The sequence below is a fragment of the Kitasatospora sp. NPDC057198 genome (assembly GCF_042670125.1).
Classification (GTDB): domain Bacteria; phylum Actinomycetota; class Actinomycetes; order Streptomycetales; family Streptomycetaceae; genus Kitasatospora.
In genome coordinates this window covers 1-16,094 of the sequence record NZ_JBHUWH010000009.1, presented here as the reverse complement: position 1 = coordinate 16,094, position 16,094 = coordinate 1, and the positions used below count along the sequence as shown (strand labels likewise).

17 protein-coding genes, 1 tRNA gene and 1 other RNA gene are annotated in these 16,094 nt (G+C 71.2%); 8 read left to right on the top strand and 11 right to left on the bottom strand.

The genetic code is table 11. From position 1 onward, the window contains the following. Window positions 1–47 precede the first annotated feature (47 nt). Window positions 48–806, top strand: a complete 759-nt coding sequence (locus ACFUEL_RS02240) for an SDR family oxidoreductase (RefSeq protein WP_380234003.1) — start codon at window positions 48–50, stop codon at window positions 804–806. 72 nt (window positions 807–878) lie between these two features. On the opposite strand, the gene ACFUEL_RS02235 is transcribed toward ACFUEL_RS02240, so the two are convergent. The 8 genes from ACFUEL_RS02235 to ffs form a co-directional block, all read right to left on the bottom strand. Further along, entirely contained in the window at window positions 879–1,913 is a 1,035-nt protein-coding gene (locus ACFUEL_RS02235) for a hypothetical protein (RefSeq protein ID WP_380234002.1), read from the bottom strand. A 148-nt stretch (window positions 1,914–2,061) separates the two neighbouring features. Then, window positions 2,062–2,589: a SigE family RNA polymerase sigma factor gene (locus ACFUEL_RS02230; protein WP_380234046.1), complete on the bottom strand. Its 528-nt coding sequence runs from the start codon at window positions 2,587–2,589 to the stop codon at window positions 2,062–2,064. A gap of 265 nt (window positions 2,590–2,854) precedes the next feature. Continuing rightward, window positions 2,855–4,138: an aspartate kinase gene (locus ACFUEL_RS02225; RefSeq protein WP_380234001.1), complete on the bottom strand. Its 1,284-nt coding sequence runs from the start codon at window positions 4,136–4,138 to the stop codon at window positions 2,855–2,857. Between the two features lie 381 nt (window positions 4,139–4,519). Next, a complete protein-coding gene (locus tag ACFUEL_RS02220; RefSeq protein WP_380234000.1) occupies window positions 4,520–5,185 on the bottom strand; it encodes a DUF5063 domain-containing protein in 666 nt (221 codons plus the stop codon). Beyond that, on the bottom strand, window positions 5,178–5,777 hold the full coding sequence (recR, locus tag ACFUEL_RS02215) for a recombination mediator RecR (RefSeq protein ID WP_380233999.1): 600 nt from the start codon (window positions 5,775–5,777) through the stop codon (window positions 5,178–5,180). Before recR ends, ACFUEL_RS02220 begins: the two co-directional genes overlap by 8 nt. A gap of 245 nt (window positions 5,778–6,022) precedes the next feature. Next, the gene (locus ACFUEL_RS02210) at window positions 6,023–6,340 is read right to left on the bottom strand and encodes a YbaB/EbfC family nucleoid-associated protein (RefSeq protein ID WP_380234044.1); all 318 of its coding nucleotides are present in this window, start codon (window positions 6,338–6,340) and stop codon (window positions 6,023–6,025) included. A 224-nt stretch (window positions 6,341–6,564) separates the two neighbouring features. Continuing rightward, the gene (locus tag ACFUEL_RS02205) at window positions 6,565–8,751 is read right to left on the bottom strand and encodes a DNA polymerase III subunit gamma and tau (protein ID WP_380233998.1); all 2,187 of its coding nucleotides are present in this window, start codon (window positions 8,749–8,751) and stop codon (window positions 6,565–6,567) included. Between the two features lie 64 nt (window positions 8,752–8,815). Beyond that, window positions 8,816–8,906: signal recognition particle sRNA small type (gene ffs / locus ACFUEL_RS02200), an RNA gene on the bottom strand. A gap of 132 nt (window positions 8,907–9,038) precedes the next feature. Here ffs and ACFUEL_RS02195 point away from each other — a divergent pair. From ACFUEL_RS02195 to ACFUEL_RS02180, 4 genes are all read left to right on the top strand, one after another. Beyond that, a tRNA-Ser gene (locus ACFUEL_RS02195) sits at window positions 9,039–9,123 on the top strand. A 95-nt stretch (window positions 9,124–9,218) separates the two neighbouring features. Continuing rightward, window positions 9,219–9,497, top strand: a complete 279-nt coding sequence (locus ACFUEL_RS02190) for a CopG family transcriptional regulator (protein WP_344549582.1) — start codon at window positions 9,219–9,221, stop codon at window positions 9,495–9,497. Next, window positions 9,494–9,913, top strand: a complete 420-nt coding sequence (locus ACFUEL_RS02185; RefSeq protein WP_380233997.1) for a PIN domain-containing protein — start codon at window positions 9,494–9,496, stop codon at window positions 9,911–9,913. The genes ACFUEL_RS02190 and ACFUEL_RS02185 overlap by 4 nt, the downstream gene beginning before the upstream one ends. A 144-nt stretch (window positions 9,914–10,057) precedes the next feature. Beyond that, the gene (locus tag ACFUEL_RS02180) at window positions 10,058–10,561 is read left to right on the top strand and encodes a hypothetical protein (RefSeq protein ID WP_380233996.1); all 504 of its coding nucleotides are present in this window, start codon (window positions 10,058–10,060) and stop codon (window positions 10,559–10,561) included. 391 nt (window positions 10,562–10,952) lie between these two features. Here ACFUEL_RS02180 and ACFUEL_RS02175 read toward each other — a convergent pair whose 3' ends face one another. The 3 genes from ACFUEL_RS02175 to ACFUEL_RS02165 all read right to left on the bottom strand — a co-directional run bounded on the left by ACFUEL_RS02175 (window position 10,953) and on the right by ACFUEL_RS02165 (window position 13,214). Continuing rightward, window positions 10,953–11,519, bottom strand: a complete 567-nt coding sequence (locus ACFUEL_RS02175) for a putative toxin-antitoxin system toxin component, PIN family (protein WP_380233995.1) — start codon at window positions 11,517–11,519, stop codon at window positions 10,953–10,955. Between the two features lies 1 nt (window position 11,520). Continuing rightward, entirely contained in the window at window positions 11,521–11,985 is a 465-nt protein-coding gene (locus tag ACFUEL_RS02170) for an excisionase family DNA-binding protein (protein WP_380233994.1), read from the bottom strand. A 614-nt stretch (window positions 11,986–12,599) separates the two neighbouring features. Beyond that, window positions 12,600–13,214, bottom strand: a complete 615-nt coding sequence (locus ACFUEL_RS02165; RefSeq protein WP_380233993.1) for a TetR/AcrR family transcriptional regulator — start codon at window positions 13,212–13,214, stop codon at window positions 12,600–12,602. Between the two features lie 67 nt (window positions 13,215–13,281). Here ACFUEL_RS02165 and ACFUEL_RS02160 point away from each other — a divergent pair, with 67 nt between their 5' ends. The 3 genes from ACFUEL_RS02160 to ACFUEL_RS02150 all read left to right on the top strand — a co-directional run bounded on the left by ACFUEL_RS02160 (window position 13,282) and on the right by ACFUEL_RS02150 (window position 15,866). After that, entirely contained in the window at window positions 13,282–14,616 is a 1,335-nt protein-coding gene (locus tag ACFUEL_RS02160) for an alpha/beta fold hydrolase (RefSeq protein WP_380233992.1), read from the top strand. A 435-nt stretch (window positions 14,617–15,051) separates the two neighbouring features. Further along, on the top strand, window positions 15,052–15,513 hold the full coding sequence (locus ACFUEL_RS02155) for a prevent-host-death family protein (RefSeq protein ID WP_380233991.1): 462 nt from the start codon (window positions 15,052–15,054) through the stop codon (window positions 15,511–15,513). Next, window positions 15,510–15,866 (top strand): hypothetical protein, encoded by a 357-nt coding sequence (locus tag ACFUEL_RS02150; protein WP_380233990.1) that lies wholly within the window; start codon window positions 15,510–15,512, stop codon window positions 15,864–15,866. Before ACFUEL_RS02155 ends, ACFUEL_RS02150 begins: the two co-directional genes overlap by 4 nt. The last annotated feature ends 228 nt before the right edge of the window (window positions 15,867–16,094 follow it).

The window sequence follows — 16,094 nt, the reverse complement described above, 5'->3', positions numbered from 1 at the left end:
CGGGCCGCAGGACGCGGGACCCGCGGCGAACGAGGAGAGCGATTCCCATGGGCTACCCCACCCTGAACACCCGGACCGCCGTCGTCACCGGCGCCGCCAGCGGCATGGGCGAGGCCGTCGCCCGGCAGCTGGTCGCGGACGGCGCCCGGGTCGCGCTGCTGGCCCGCCGGGCCGGCCGGCTCGCCGAACTGGCCGCCGAACTCGGCCCGAACGCCCTCGCGGTGCCCGCCGACGTCACCGACCAGGCGTCCGTCGACGCCGCGCAGCGACTCGTCCACGACGCCTTCGGCCGGGTCGACCTGCTGGTCAACGCGGCCGGCGTGATGCTGCCCAACCCGGTCGACGACGGCCGGATCGACGAGTGGACCCGCATGATCGACACCAACCTGACCGGCGCGCTGCGGACGATCCGCGCCTTCGGCCCCGACCTGGTCGCCGCCGCGGCGGCCGGCGCCACCGCCGACCTGGTCGACATCTCCTCCATCGGCGCGGACGTGGTCTTCCCCAACTACGCGGTGTACGGCGCCACCAAGGCCGCACTGACCCAGCTCTCGGCCGCGCTGCGCAGCGAGTACGGCCCGCGCGACGTCCGGGTCACCAACATCGAGCCCGGCCTGACCGACACCGAGCTCGGCACCCACATCGACAACCCGGCGCTCGGCCCGGACGGCCAGCTCGGCGCCATGTTCGACGCGATCGGCCCGCTGGCCGCCACCGACGTCGCCGACCTGGTCGCCTACGCGGTCAGCCGCCCCCGGCACGTGAACCTGCGCCAGCTGGTGGTGCTGCCGACCCGGCAGGCGTGAACGGGGCCGGGTGGGCTCGGGTCAGGGGACGACGGCTTCAGAGGGTGGGACGCGGGTCGGGGGGCGACGGCGTCAGGGGGTGGCGGCCGGGGTCGGTGGGGCGGGCGGGGCCGGGGCGGGTTCCGGGCCGGTCCAGTAGACGGTGCCGCCGCAGCCGGTCGGCAGCGTGGTGCCGGCCGGGAGCCCGGTCGCGCCCGGGTCGGGCGCGTAGCCGAGCGTGAAGGTGGCGGCGGGCTGGCCGCCGGTGGTCGCGCCGGGGCTCGGGTCCGTGCCCGGGGACGCGTCGGCGACCGCGACGGCCTGGGTCGGCCCCGCGGCGGCAGCGGCGGCAGGGGTGGCGGCGGGCAGCGCGCCCCCGCTGGTCCCCGCGCTGGGCTGCTGCGGCCCGCTCGGGTCGCTGGGCGATTCGGAGGCGGCCGGGCAGCGCGCGGGCACCCAGGCGAACCGCACCAGGTACGAGCCGCCCGGACCGAGCAGCACCTCGGCGGGCAGCCCCGCCGGGTCGGGCAGCGAGGCGGCCGGGTCGCCGACGCCGTGCGCGAGCAGTTGGACGCCGACCGCCCCGGTGCCCAGCGCGAACGTGCCGGTGCCGGCGAGGCGGCAGGCGTGCGCGCCGGTGTTGGTCAGCCGGAACCAGCCGTAGACCTTGCCGTCGGCCGGGTCGGCGGCGGCCTGCTCGGCGGCGGCCCGGCCGAGGTCGGTGCGGGTGCACACCGGGGCGGCGGCGGGCGAGCCGCCCGGACTGCCGGACGCGGAGGGGCTGGCGGACGCCTCCGGGCCGGGGCTCGCGGTACCGGCCGGCGGCACCGCGGCGGAGCTGTGCGGGTGCCAGGGGTGGTTCCCGGTGGCCTTCGACGGGCTGCTGCCCGCACCGGGCGCGGCCTGGCCGCCGGTCGGGTCCCCGGACAGGTCGAACGGCCCGGTGGCGTTCACCACCGGCAGCACGGCGATCGCGGCGGCCAGCACCACGGCCCCGCCCAGCGCCCGCCGGCGGACGGCGCGGCGGCGCGGCACGGCGGCGCGCAGCCTGGGCAGCGCGCCGGGCCCGGGTTCGAGGGCGGCGACGGCGCGGTGCAGCCGGGCGCGCAGCAGTTCCTCGGTCAGCACGCCCGCCGGTCCGTCGGCCGGTGCGCCCGCGAGTACGTCGGCGGATGCGCCCGCGGGTACACCCGGCTGTGGGTCGGCCGGTACGCCCGGCTGCGGGTCGGACGGCTCTCCGTCGGCCGCTCCCCCACCGGGTCGGGAAGGTCGGCCCTCAGCCATTGCCCTGCTCCATCCGCACCCGCAGGGCGGCGATCCCGCGCGACCCGTACGCCTTCACCGAGCCGATGGAAATGCCGAGCACCTCCGCGACCTGTGCCTCTGTCAGGTCCGCGTAGTAGCGCAGCACCAGCACCTCCCGCTGACGGCGTTGCAACCCCCGTAGCGCGGCCTTGAGTTCGTCGCGCTCCAGCGCATCGTAAGCCCCCTCTTCTGCACTGGCCATGTCAGGCATGGGCTTGGGCAGCAGGCGGAGGCCCAGCAGGCGGCGGCGCAGCGTGGAACGGGACAGGTTGACCACGGTCTGCCGCAGGTAGGCGAGGGTCTTCTCGGGGTCGCGGACCCGGCGGCGGGCGGCGTGCACCCGGATGAACGCTTCCTGCACGACGTCCTCGCAGGAGGACAGGTCGTCCAGCAGCAGCGCGGCGAGCCGCAGCAGGGAACGGTAGTGGGCCCGGTAGGCGTCGGTGAGCTGGTCGACGCTGGCCCCGGTCGCGTCCGCTGCCGCCGCAGCAAAGCCCATCCGACTACCGGCCCGCCGAGCCGCCCCGGGCAGGACGACCGCCACCGCCGCCCCCGTCACGTTCGTCACGATGGTTGGACACACGATCCCCTGTCCTGGTTGCCCCGGCCGGGGGCGTTGTTGCGCGGGAAGAGGGAATCCCCCTCCCGAGCGCACTGGCTCCGAAGGGGGATTCTGGCAGACCCGGCGGACGGGCCGGGTCCGCTTCACCCCTCCCGCACACAACCGTTGCGGTGTGGGTACCGGGGGCGGACCCGGAGACCGTTCAGCGGCCGGTGCCGCCGTAGACGACCGCCTCGTCGGTGTCGCTGTCCAGCCCGAACGCGGTGTGCACGGCGCGGACCGCCTCCGGCACGTCCTCCGCACGGGTGACCACCGAGATGCGGATCTCCGAGGTGGAGATCAGCTCGATGTTCACGCCCGCCTCGGAGAGCGCCTCGAAGAAGGTCGCGGTGACGCCCGGGTTGGAACGCATGCCGGCGCCGACCAGCGAGATCTTGCCGATCGCGTCGTCGAAGCGCAGCGACTCGAAGCCGATGCCCTCCTTGACCCGGTTCAGCGCGTCCAGTGCCTTCTGGCCCTCGTTGGTGGGGAGGGTGAAGGAGATGTCGGTCAGGCCGGTGGCCGCGGCCGACACGTTCTGCACGACCATGTCGATGTTGACCTCGGCGTCCGCGATCGCGCGGAAGATCCGGGCCGCCTCGCCCGGCTTGTCGGGCACGCCGACGACGGTGACCTTGGCCTCCGACGTGTCGTGGGCGACTCCGGAGATGATGGCCTGCTCCATCTCGCCCCCTTCGGGCTTCTTGTTCGGGTTGGTGCCGCTGACGATCGTCCCCGGCAGCCCGGAGAACGACGATCGTACGTGAATCGGGATGTTGTAGCGCCGCGCGTACTCCACACAGCGGTCGAGCAGCACCTTCGAGCCGGACGAGGCCAGCTCCAGCATGTCCTCGAAGGCGATCCAGTCGATCTTGCGGGCCTTCTTGACCACCCGCGGGTCGGCGGTGAACACGCCGTCCACGTCGGTGTAGATCTCGCAGACCTCGGCGCCCAGCGCGGCCGCCAGGGCCACCGCGGTGGTGTCCGAGCCGCCGCGGCCCAGCGTGGTGATGTCCTTGGAGACCTGGGACACGCCCTGGAAACCGGCCACGATCGCGATGTTGCCCTCGTCCAGGGCGGCGCGGATCCGGCCCGGCGTCACATCGATGATGCGCGCCTTGTTGTGGGTCGAGTCGGTGATCACACCGGCCTGGCTGCCGGTGAACGACTGGGCGTCGAAGCCCAGCGTCCGGATCGCCATGGCCAGCAGCGCCATCGAGATGCGCTCTCCGGCGGTCAGCAGCATGTCGAACTCGCGGCCGGACGGAATAGGGGTCACCTGTTCCGCGAGCTCGATGAGTTCGTCCGTGGTGTCACCCATCGCGGAGACCACGACGACGACCTCGTGGCCGGCCTTCCTGGTGTCCACGATGCGGCGGGCGACGCGCTTGATGCCTTCGGCATCCGCGACGGATGAGCCGCCGTACTTCTGCACGACAAGGCCCACGGGGGCTCCTCGACTTGGGGTGGTAGGTCGCGGCCAGTCTAACGAGCAGGGGTTCTCCGACCGCCCCCTTTCACATGCTGAGATGCGAATATCGAACTCTGGTCACCGCCGACCGGCAGGTCTGCGGGCCCCGGGCGCCCGCTCCGAAGAATCGCCGCCCGAGCGCGGCCCGGCTCCCGGAATCTTCGCTTCCGGGGGGCCGGTGACTGTTGCGTCACACCCGAACGGTTTCGGCCGGTCGTGGTCGGTTTCCAGCCACGTGCGGCCATGTGCGACCGCTTCCGATCACTTCCGGGCCGCCGCCGGGTCGCCCCGGGCCGCCGTCGCGGCTGAGGGCCGGGGGCGGGACCGGAGCGGGCCCGGGACAGGGGAGGGCAGGGCCTACAGGCCGAGTTCGGCCGCCATCAGGTCGCCCGCCTGCTGCTCCAACTGCTCGTCCGTCAGCCCGTCGTCGTCGGTGTCCGCCCCGTCCGGGACCGCGCCCAGCGGCGAGTCCAGCCGGACGTGCGCGATCAGCGACTGCAGCGCGCGCAGCACCGCCGTACAGGTCGAACCCCAGTTGGACAGGTACGAGAACTGCCACCACCACAGCGCCTCGGAGACCCGGCCCTCGCGGTAGTGCGTCAGCCCGTGGTTCAGCTCGCTGACCACGCCCGCCAGGTCGTCCGAGATCCGGAACGCGCTCGGCTTCTCCGGCGGCCCGTACGGGTCGAACACCTCGTGGTAGACGTCGATCGGCGCCAGCAGCTCGGCGAGCCGCTCGCGCAGCTCCACCCCGTCCGGCTCCGGCCCGGCGTCCGGCTCGAAGCGGTCCTCCGGCAGCACATCCTCGATCGCGCCCAGCCGGCCGCCCGCCAGCAGCAGCTGGGAGACCTCCAGCAGCAGCAGCGAGATCGCGCTGCCCGGCTCGTCGCCCTTGGCCACCTCGGTGACGGCGAGCACGAAGCTCTCCACCGAGTCGGCGATCTGCACCGCGAAGTCGTCCGGGGCACCGGTCCGCCCCAGCGGGCCCGGCAGTTCGGTGGTGGTGTCGGTTCGGTCAGACATCGAGCAGTCGTCTCCCTTCGAACGCCCGGCCGAGGGTGACCTCGTCGGCGTACTCCAAGTCCCCGCCGACGGGCAGTCCGCTCGCCAGCCGGGTGACCTTGAGGCCCATCGGCTTGCACAGCCGGGCCAGGTAGGTCGCGGTCGCCTCCCCCTCCAGGTTGGGGTCGGTGGCCAGGATCAGCTCGGTGACCGTGCCGTCCGCGAGCCGGGTCATCAGCTCGCGGATCCGCAGGTCGTCCGGACCGACCCCCTCGATCGGGCTGATCGCCCCGCCCAGCACGTGGTAGCGGCCGCGGAACTCGCGCGTCCGCTCGATCGCCACCACGTCCTTGGGCTCCTCCACCACGCAGATCACCGCGAGGTCGCGGCGCGGGTCCAGGCAGACCCGGCACTGCTCGGCCTCCGCGACGTTGCCGCAGACCACGCAGAACCGGACCTTCTCCTTCACCTGCTGCAGGGCGTGCGCCAGCCGGCGCACGTCGACCGGATCGGCCTGCAGGATGTGGAAGGCGATCCGCTGGGCGCTCTTCGGACCGACCCCGGGCAGCCTGCCCAGCTCGTCGATCAGGTCCTGCACCACGCCTTCGTACACCTGCCACGCCTTCCTTCGACCGGAGTCCGCCCCGGTGCCGTACCGGAGTCCGCTCCGGTGCCATCATCCAACGAATCGGGCGCCGGACACACCGCCCGACGCCCTACTGGCCCATAAATCACACAACCCGTCACCGGGGGTTCCGACCCCCGCACCGGGCGTGCACGACACCCGCACCGGACGTACCCGGACGCGCCGCTGCCGGACCCTTCCGGTCAGGTCAGGTCAGGTCAGGTCAGGTCAGCTCAGAACGGCAGGCCCGGGATGCCGCTGCCGCCGCCCAGGCCCTGGGTCAGCGGGCCCATCCGCTCGGCCTGCAGCTTCTGCGCCGCCGCGGCGGCGTCGCGCACCGCGGCCACCACCAGGTCGGCCAGGGTCTCGGTGTCCTCCGGGTCGACCGCCGCCGGGGCGATGGTCAGCGCGAGCAGCTCGCCCGCGCCCGTCACCGTCGCCTCCACCAGACCGCCGCCCGCGGAACCGGAAACCTTCGCCTCGGCCAGCTCCTGCTGGGCACGGGCAAGGTCCTCCTGCATCTTCTGCGCCTGCTTCAACAGCTGCTGCATGTTCGGCTGGCCACCAGGGAACACGGGACTCTCCTCGATCCGTCGACACTCCACACGACTGCACGACCGCACGACCGTCACGACACCGGGTGTGCCCGGCCGGAACCGCCCGCACCCGCGCCTCGCCCCCCGAGCCTACGCGGCCGTCCGTGAACCCCACGTCAGTCCCGGGCCCGGACCCCGGGCCGGGCCGGGGGTGGGACAGGGGCCTGGGCCGGGGACGGTCAGCCGCCCGGGCGGTGGTGGATCTCCTCCAGCACCGTCGCCCCCAGCTCGCGGACGATCAGCTCCTGGGCGGAGAACACGTCCTCGACCAAGTCCGGGTCGTCCTCCTCCGGGATGTCGTCCTCCGGTGCCACCACCGGCTGGGACTGCGCCGACCGCGGGTTCGGCCGGGCCTGCGGGGGCGGCGCGGACTGCGCCGGTTGCGCCGCCTGCGGCTGCTGCTGCACGGGCGGGGCCGCCGGGGCGGGCGCCTGCATCGGGGCCGGCGCGACCGCCTGCGGGACGGGCGGGGAGATCTGCTGCACGGGCGCCTGCTGCACGGGCCGGGGCGCCTGCGGGGCACCCCAGCCACCGGCCGCCGGGGCGGGCGGCGCCGAGGACAGCGCGGACGGCGAACTCGTCGTGCCCGAGGGGTCGACGATGCACTCCACCCGCCAGTCCACGCCCAGCGCGTCCGCGAGCGCCTGCCGCAGCACCTCGTCGCTGTGGCTGCCGACGAAGCTGTCCCGGGCGCCCGCGTTCACGAACGACACCTGCAGCGTGCTGCCGTCGAACCCGGCCACCTGGCCGTTCTGGCTCAACAGGATCCAGGTGAATCGGCGGCGGTTCTTCACCGCTTCGAGGATCTGCGGCCACATCTGCCGGATCTGCGCCGCGCCCTGCTGCGCCGCCGCCGAGGGCTGCGCACCCGCGGACGGCTGGGCGGGGGCCGACTGCACGGGAGCCGGCTGGACGGGAACCGGGGCGGGCACCGGGGCCTGGGGCTGGGCTTCCGCGACGGGGGCCGCGGCCGGGGGCTGCTGGCCGCCGGGCGGGAAGCTGCGCGGGATCGGCCAGGCGCCCGGGGCGGGACCGGCCGGAGCGGGCGCGGGAGCCTGCTGCACGGGGGCGGGCTGCACGGCTGCGGGCTGTACGGGCGCGGGCTGTACGGGCGCGGGGTCGTGCGGCGCGGGGGCCGCCGACGGGGCGGCCGGTGCCGACTGCGGTGCCACCGGCTGGAACGCCACCGGCGCGGCGAACCCGCCCGTCGCCGCCCGCCGCTCCAGCTTGTCCAGCCGGGCCTGCACCGAGAGCTCGTCCCCGTACGCGCCCGGCAGCATCACCCGGGCGCAGATCAGCTCCAGCTGGAGCCGGGGCGCGGCGTTCCCGCGCATCTCGGTCAGGCCGGTGTTCACCAAGTCCGCGGCGCGGCTCAGCTCGGCCGGGCCGAAGCGGTCGGCCTGCGCCTGCATCACCGCGATCCGGTCGGCCGGGGCGTCGATCAGGCTCTTCTCCCCCGCGTCCGGCACCGTCGCCAGGATCACCAGGTCGCGCAGCCGCTCCAGCAGGTCCGTCACGAACCGGCGCGGGTCGTGCCCACCCTCGACCACCCGGTCGACCACCTGGAACACCGTCGCGCCGTCCTGCGCGGCGAAGGCGTCCACCACCTCGTCCAGCAGCGCCGCGTCGGTGTACCCCAGCAGCGCCGTCGCCATCTGGTACGTCACGCCGGCCTCGCCGGCACCCGCCAGCAGCTGGTCCATCACCGACATCGAGTCACGCACCGACCCGGCACCGGCCCGCACCACCAGCGGGAACACCGCGTCCTCGACCTGGATGCCCTCCCGGCCGCAGACCTGCGCCAGGTAGTCGCGCAGCGTGCCGGGCGGCACCAGCCGGAACGGGTAGTGGTGCGTGCGGGAGCGGATCGTCCCGATCACCTTCTCCGGCTCGGTGGTCGCGAAGATGAACTTCAGGTGCTCCGGCGGCTCCTCCACCACCTTCAGCAGCGCGTTGAAGCCGGCCGAGGTCACCATGTGCGCCTCGTCCAGGATGAAGATCTTGTACCGGCTGTGCACCGGCGCGAAGAACGCCCGCTCGCGCAACTCGCGCGCGTCGTCCACACCACCGTGCGAGGCGGCGTCGATCTCGATCACGTCGATCGAACCGGGGCCGCCGGTCGCCAAGTCCCGGCAGGACTGGCACTCCCCGCACGGATCGGGGGTCGGCCCCTGCTCGCAGTTCAGGCAGCGGGCCAGGATGCGGGCGCTCGTCGTCTTCCCGCACCCGCGCGGCCCGCTGAACAGGTACGCGTGGTTGACCCTGTTGTTGCGCAGGGCCTGCTGGAGCGGGGAGGTCACGTGCTCCTGCCCGATGACCTCCGCGAAGGTCTCGGGGCGGTAGCGGCGGTACAGGGCTAGGGACACACCCCCGAAGATATCGGGCCCAACCGACAAACGCGGCCGCCCACCCGCACTCCCCCGGAAACGCAAGGACCCCTCGTGCACCCGCCAGAGCCCACCTACCCTTGCTGCCTTCCGGCCCTGGGGGGGTTCAGCGAGATAGCGCCACACGAGGGGCTGCCCCAAGAGTAGCGGATCCCGGGCCCCACTCCCCCCACCCACCCCCGACTCCGATCCCCAGGCCACACCCCGCCACCCACCTGCGAGAGCGTGGTCGCAACCACCCCCCGACATGTACTAAGCTCTCCCACGGAGGATTCGCCTAGAGGCCTAGGGCGCACGCTTGGAAAGCGTGTTGGGGGCAACCCCTCACGAGTTCGAATCTCGTATCCTCCGCCTGATCGAAGGCCCGGACCGCACCTGCTGTCCGGGTCTTCGGCGTTTCCCGAGAAGCCGGGCCACCCTGGGGTACGGCGAGTATGGTGGCTTGTATGGCATCCAAGAAGGTCACCGTCACCCTCCCCGAGGAACTGCTGGACGAGATCCGCGCGGACAGTGCCGACCGCGGCCTTTCCGCCTACGTCGCCGACGCCCTCCGGGCCAAGCGCGACCGCGACCGGCTGCAGGAACTGGTCGTCTGGCTGGAGGAGGAGCACGGGCCGGTCGGCAGCGATGAACGGGCTGCCGCCTACGCAGAACTGGACGACCTCGACGCGGAGCACGACCGACGCCGAGCGGCCCGCGGCAAGGGCAGCGAGGCGGCCGCGTGAAGCAGCGCGCCGAGGAGGTGCGGCGGCTGCGCGTCTTCGTGCTGGACAGCGAGGCCCTGTCGCTCGCGGTCCGCGGCGATCGGATGATGATCGCCCGGCTCGATCTCGCCGCCCGCGGCGAGGCGGAGATCGTCACCTCGCCGATGACCCTGGTCGAGGCGTACGACGCACGCACCACGGAGCAGCGCTGGGACTGGGTGCTGTCGCGGGTGAACGTCGCCGAACTCGGCAAGGACGAGGCGCGCCAGGCGCGTCGACTGCTGGCGGACGCCGGCCTGCACGGGCACAAGTACGCGATCGACGCCGTGCTCGCGGTGGTGGCGCTGCGGCAGCGGGGCCAGGTGACGGTCTTCACCTCCGACCCGGAGGATCTGGAGAGGCTGCTGCCGAACCACATCGTGGTGATGAAGGTCTAACTGCGCTTCCCTACCCCATGGCACGGTGGAACGATCAGCAAACCCTCCTCTCGGCGGCCTGAAGTAACGGCCGATGCACCCGTGAGACCAACGAATACTGCGCCGAGTCCATCACTTCGACCGGGCGCGGCAGGAAAGGCAACGATGCAGCCAAGAAGCGCTGCTGCTGCAGGCAGGGACTTCCCCTGCACAAGCCGAACCACCTGCTACATCGAGATTTCGGAAGACGGCACCGTCTCCCACGGCATCGACTCCGGAACCTACGAACGAGCGCGGAGCGGCAAGTCCTCCCTGTACGCAGTCTGGCCGGGCGAGTGGAGCAGCCACCTGTTCGTCATAGACGACCTGGACGAGTACGCCCGGGCCCACGGCATCATCCACGACCAGGGCCGCACCGGACTGGCCGAACACGAACACCTGGTCCGCTGGAAGCTCTCACCCGACGAGACGAAGCCCAACGCCAGCTACGTCGAGATCGAGCTCGAACTGGGCTGCGGCTGCGCCATCGAAGACCTGCGGACCTTCGCCAACCAGATGCGGACCCAGTGGGGCTGGGACATCGCCACCTCCAGCGGCTGGAGCAGCGGCACCCAAGCGGGGCACAACACCACCTACTTCCTGCGCATCCGCCGGAAGAGCCTGAGCTGACCCAGGACGAACGCCGGAGAGCGGGATCTGGTCTCAGTTCTGGTCTCATTCACCTCCGTTCGACCGGGTCCAGACACCATCCAACGGTTCGCTCCACTGCAGGTCAGGACAGGAGTGAATCGCGGCGGACCGAGGTGCGAAGAATTGGAAAGCGTGTTGGGGGCAACCCCTCACGAGTTCGAATCTCGTATCCTCCGCCTGATCGAAGGCCCGGACCGCAACTGCGCTCCGGGCCTTCGGCGTTCGTAATCTCGCCTGTTGTCTCGACGGGCCGCGCCAGGACCTTCCGCGCGGTCCTCTGGCGCGATAGCTTCGGCGGCCGCCGCTGATCAAGCCCGAGCGAAACAAGCAGGCGCCCCGCAAAGTGATGGCGGGGCCTTCGTGCGTTGAGTCAGGCGCTCGGGTTAGGGCCGGCGCGAAGCAGGCTCACAGCCCCGATGAGCTGAGACCTCTCCAACTGGTCCAGGATGTCGTCGAACGTGACTGGTGTCCGCGTCCGGCTGTTCGCTATCTCCATCACGCAGCCGTAGACGACGCGGTCGTCCAAGTCGATCAAGTCCATGACAAAGTCGTCAGCTGTCTTCCGCTCTATGCCCCAATCGGCGAGGTAATCCGGCGGGAAGTGCTTGCGGTTGTCTGTCACGAGGACCTGTGCACCAGCCCTGATGGCGGCAGCAAGGACATGCCGATCGTCCGGGTCGGGCAGCTTGAGGCCCTCGATCAGCGACTCATAGCCGGTGACCAGGCAGTCTCGTACGGCTGCGTTCATGCGGCGCCGGAGCTCTGTGCGCTTTTCGCCGTCGCCGACGTTGTTGCGCCGCAGCGCTTCTTGCACCTCGTCCAGGATCTGCTCGCTCCACTTGGCCTGGACGATGCCATGCTGGGCCAGTCGGATGAGCAGATCCCGGACGGTGTTCGGGTAGAGCACGTTCGAGTCGTATAGGACGATGAAGGCCATCTCAGAGCAGCCCCAGCTCCTCGTCGAGGCTGGTGAGGGAGTCGGCTGCGTTCCTGCGTTCGCGATCGTCCCTGCGCTTGTACTCCAGGACGTCGTTGAACTTGACCCGTCGGTGTCGGCCAACGAGCTCGAACGGGATCTCGCGCTTCTCGAGGAGTCCGATGAGGTAGGGCCGGGAGACGTTCAGCATGTTCGCTGCTTGCTGCGTGGTCAACATGGCGTTGACAGGCATGAGCTGGACGCCTTGGCCGTTGGCAAGCGCGGCAAGCATTGCTGCGAACATCTCGACGGTGGCGCGCGGCAGGACGAGCGGGTCGTCGTCGCCGTGTTCGCCGAGGATGGTGATGTCAGTCGTGGCGTCGGTGTTGTGGGCGAGGTGGTCGCGGATCCTACGCAGGGCCCGCTGAGCGCTTTCGGCGTCGACCGTGCCCGGTGCGATCTTGCGGCCCTCTGTTGCTGTTGCCATGTGGGTCCCCTTCCCCTGGTAATCGAAGTATCCGAAGTAGTCGCAATATTCGCAACCCTTCCCGGGTAACGATTCCAAGACTCGCTTCGGTTCACTGATCACCCGAACGGGCGATCCGGGCCTCGGAGTCCCATCACAGGAAGGGGCGGCTGCACCACGGGAGTAGTGCTCGGCCCGCTGGCAACCCCGATCTGGCCCGCTCCCTACACCAGGCCAGTCATGATCAAACGATGGAAGCTTGCCAGCTGACCCGCCGGAGGGTCGCGGCTTGGGTTGCATTCAGCCCGGTCCACGGGTCGGCATCGACCGCTGTGCCGCTGGTCAGGGCTGTGACGAACGCTCCCGGACAAACAGTTGGAAAGCGTGTTGGGGGCAACCCCTCACGAGTTCGAATCTCGTATCCTCCGCCGGCAGAAGGCCCGGACCGCTCAGCGGTCCGGGCCTTCGTCGTCTCCTGGTCGCAGGTTTGGTCCCAGTCGCACTTCTGGGCCATGCGGGCCCCCCACCATCGGCCACGGAACCACGGCTGCAGCCTGCTCGGCGCGCGTGGTCGATCGGGGGCAGGCGGCGGGCGGGCAAGGACGACAGAAGGTGGTCCTTGGTCGCGACCGCCGTCACGTCGGGTCAGTGTGCCGAAGGCTACGAAACGCCGCCGGGGGCGCCCAGCCGCGCAGCGTGGCGTGAACCGTCGACCGGAACGCGGTCTCGGCCGTGGCGGCTTCGAGGGCTCCGGCCAGTTCAAGAGTCACGAGCCCGTGCAAGGTCACCCACAGCGAGAGGGCGATCAACGTCGCCTCGCCCGCGAGGACGGAGTCCGCTACGGCGCGGTCGATCGCCGCGAGGAGCGGCTGGACCGGGTCGCGGGTGCCGACCGCTCCCGACGGGTCGAAGGACTGCGCGCCGCCGAACAGCACGGTGTAGAGGTGGCGGTGTTCGCTTCCCCATCGCCGGTACGCGGCGGCCAGCGCGTAGAGGTCGGCAAGGGGGTCATCGGAGGTCGGAACCGCCGAAAGGTCCTGGAACAGGCCGGCGACCGCCCTGTCGCGCACCTCGCCGACCAGTGCGTCCTTGCCGTCGAACAGCGTGTACACCGCCGCTGTCGATGTCCCGGCGGCAGCGGCCAAGGCGCGGACCGTCACCGACTCCCGTGGACGGGTGGCGAACATCTCGGTCGCACATGCCACAAGCCGCTCTTTGACGGCGACGTCATTCGTTCTCGGCCTACCCACGGAACCACCCTACCCGCCCTGATAACATCGTTTTGAAACAGTGTTTTGAAACTCTCGGGAGACTGCCATGCGACCGTCCGTCTTACGTCTCATCCGCTTCGCAGGGCGCCTGCTGACGGCTGCGGCGGCCGTCGCCGGACTGGTCGTCGTCTTCCTGGCGCTGATCGTCCTCACGGACGGGGCGGGCTCGGGGCTCGCAGCGTGGGCGGCAACCCTCGGGGTCGCGACCGCCGCCGCACTGTGGTGGGGTCGACGTCGAACCCGGCGGGCGCGGCTCGTTCTCTTACTGCCGGTGGTCGTCGCGGCGGCGTTGACGGCGTCGGTCTGCATCCCGACCGTGTCCACGGCACGACGGTATCCACCGGACCTGCCGTTCGCGGCCGCGCAGCACTGGAGCCTGGCCACGGGCAGCCGGGTCGCGGTGTACCACTACCCGCCCGCGAACGCCGGCACCCGGCATCCGGTTCCGCTCGTGTACCTCAACGGCGGGCCGGTGCGCGGCATCTCTGTACTCGACCACCGGTTCCTGCAACTCCTGGCACAGCAGGGCTACGACGTCTACACCTACGAGCAGGCAGGCGGCGGACGGAGCGACCTGCTTCCCATGGACCAGTACTCGATCTCCAGGTCGGTCCGTGACCTCGACGCCTTCGTCGACCGACTGGGCAAGGGCAGCGTCGACGTCCTGGGATTCTCCTCGGGCGCGGTCGTGCTCACCCGGGCCCTGGCCGACCCGGGCGTCGCCGCACACGTCCACCGGGCGGTCATCGCCGAGCCTGGCCCGATGGACGGACCCACAGCGCGTATCACCGGGCACACGGGTCGACCGTCCGCCCGCGGCATCGCACCGGCCATGACCGGACCGCGCTCGACGCACGTCCCACGCTACGCCGTCGCGTTCGGCCTCATGCGGCTCGATCTCCTCAGCCCCGACAACGGGCTGGTGGGACAGGCCGAGGGTGACAACGCGTTCACTGCCGCCGATCTCGGCAGCGACACCGCATCCGCCTACTGCGCGCGGGACGCACACCGCATCCCGGTCGAGAACACCACGCAGAACTTCTCCTTCAGCCCCGCCGCCAGCCTCCGCGTCGAGCAGACGATCAAGGACTCACCCTCCATCGCGCCGCAGTTGGGGCGCTCCCAGACGCCCGCGATGCTGATGATCGCCGAGTGCTCCTCCCAGGTGCGCCAATGGGAGACCGCCATCCTCGCCGCCGACCCTGCCATCCAGCGCACGCAGTACATGCCCGGAGTCGGACACCACATGTGGAACGGCCTCGACGACAACGACCGACGGGCCGTCGCCACCATCACCGCGTTCCTCCAGGACAAGCCGGCGCCCTTGCCGAACTACCCGACCCGCGATGACATCCCCGCTTTCCTCCACGACAACATGTGACGAGGACCTGCGGGCCGCCGCCGCGGACCGGTCGGCACAAGAGGCCCTGTTCTGGCGCCCCCCGCTGGCGGCCAGTTGGTGGGGAGCGATCTGGCCGCCAGTGACCACCAGCCCGAGCGAGCAGAGCACCTCTGGTTGCAGTCCTGGTTGCATTCACCTCCGTCCGGCACCGTTCAGAGGAGGGCATGCCGGAGATCGCGCCATGAGCGCACCACGTCGGCCGCCAGCCGCAGGACCGTCCTCGTCGATCGGAGCAGCGCGGCGGCGAACGCCATGAACCCGAGCACTGCACCACCCACTACTGCTGCGGATCTCCACACGTCAGGCCCCTCCAGGCGCTCCCGCCATGCTCTCGAACTACGGCGCGGAAGTCTGCACCTAGTTAGGTGCATCTGCACATTGACTTCGGAACGTATTCCGAAGTAGCGTGGCCGTATGTCCACTCTCACCGTGTCGTTCTCCGACCTGTCGAAGAACTCGAAGCGCGTCGCGGACACCGTCGAGCAGGCGCAGCGCGTCCACGTCACCCGCCGCGACGGCGAGGACCTGTACCTCACCACCGAACGCCACGACCGTCAGCGCGAGGAGACCGCAGATGTCACCGCACGCCTGTTCGCGGCCCTGATCACCAGCGACGAGGGTGCGCGCGCAGTACTCCTCGCCCTCCCCGAGGTCTTCCCCTGGACCCGGCACCTGTCGGCCGAGGAGGTCCGCGAGTTCGTCGTCGACCTCGTGGACGCCACTCGCGACGTGGTGGAGCTGGACGTCCACGCCAACCTGCACCGTGTGATCGCCGAGTGGCGTGCCACCGCCAGGATCCTGGCGGACCCCGAACTGAGCACCCAGCTCACCGGACCGCTCTCGGGCGAGGACCACGGCGAAGTACTCGCTCCATGAGCCCCAAGCGCGGAGACGACGTCCCGCCGCCACCGGTCGGCGACGAGTGGCGGCTGCGGTTCGCTACCAGCGAGGCCGCCAAAGGATGGGGCGACCTCTGCACGGAAGCGCCGGGGAACACCCGTCGCTGCTTCGAAGCCCTCCGCGCCAACCCCCTGTCCATGAGCGACCCCGATCGGCAGCACCGGCTCCGAGGCCGTCTTTCAACGCGTGTTCTCGGCGGCGACGAACTACCGCAGTGGGAGTACGAGGTGACCGCCGGCGGGCGCGTGCGCTATCTCGTCGACGAGCCGGGCCGGACCGTCCACCTCGTCTACGCCTCACCCCGACATCCCAAGGACACGGACAGCTGACCGAGAGCGGAGCGGATCGATCCGGCCCCAGGCGGCAGGCGGCGTGGTCTCAGCTCTGGTCTCATTCATCCCCGTTCAATCAGGTTCAGCTGCCGCCCGGCCGCCCCCTCCGCCGCAGGTCGGGGCGGGGGGGGAACCCCGGCGGACGGCACCGAGGAGAATTGGAAAGCGTGTTCGGGGCAACCCCTCGCGCGTTCGAATCCCGTAGCCTCCGCCCGACCGAAGGCC

Bases quoted from the DNA above. Each gene is read 5' to 3' on its own strand.
- ACFUEL_RS02210 (WP_380234044.1), bottom strand. From the start codon at position 6,340: ATGCAGCAGCTGTTGAAGCAGGCGCAGAAGATGCAGGAGGACCTTGCC.
- ACFUEL_RS02240 (WP_380234003.1), top strand. From the start codon at position 48: ATGGGCTACCCCACCCTGAACACCCGGACCGCCGTCGTCACCGGCGCC.
- ACFUEL_RS02230 (WP_380234046.1), bottom strand. From the start codon at position 2,589: ATGGGCTTTGCTGCGGCGGCAGCGGACGCGACCGGGGCCAGCGTCGAC.
- ACFUEL_RS02160 (WP_380233992.1), top strand. From the start codon at position 13,282: ATGCGACCGTCCGTCTTACGTCTCATCCGCTTCGCAGGGCGCCTGCTG.
- ACFUEL_RS02175 (WP_380233995.1), bottom strand. From the start codon at position 11,519: ATGGCCTTCATCGTCCTATACGACTCGAACGTGCTCTACCCGAACACC.
- ACFUEL_RS02220 (WP_380234000.1), bottom strand. From the start codon at position 5,185: ATGTCTGACCGAACCGACACCACCACCGAACTGCCGGGCCCGCTGGGG.
- ACFUEL_RS02190 (WP_344549582.1), top strand. From the start codon at position 9,219: ATGGCATCCAAGAAGGTCACCGTCACCCTCCCCGAGGAACTGCTGGAC.
- ACFUEL_RS02180 (WP_380233996.1), top strand. From the start codon at position 10,058: ATGCAGCCAAGAAGCGCTGCTGCTGCAGGCAGGGACTTCCCCTGCACA.
- ACFUEL_RS02170 (WP_380233994.1), bottom strand. From the start codon at position 11,985: ATGGCAACAGCAACAGAGGGCCGCAAGATCGCACCGGGCACGGTCGAC.
- ACFUEL_RS02155 (WP_380233991.1), top strand. From the start codon at position 15,052: ATGTCCACTCTCACCGTGTCGTTCTCCGACCTGTCGAAGAACTCGAAG.
- ACFUEL_RS02150 (WP_380233990.1), top strand. From the start codon at position 15,510: ATGAGCCCCAAGCGCGGAGACGACGTCCCGCCGCCACCGGTCGGCGAC.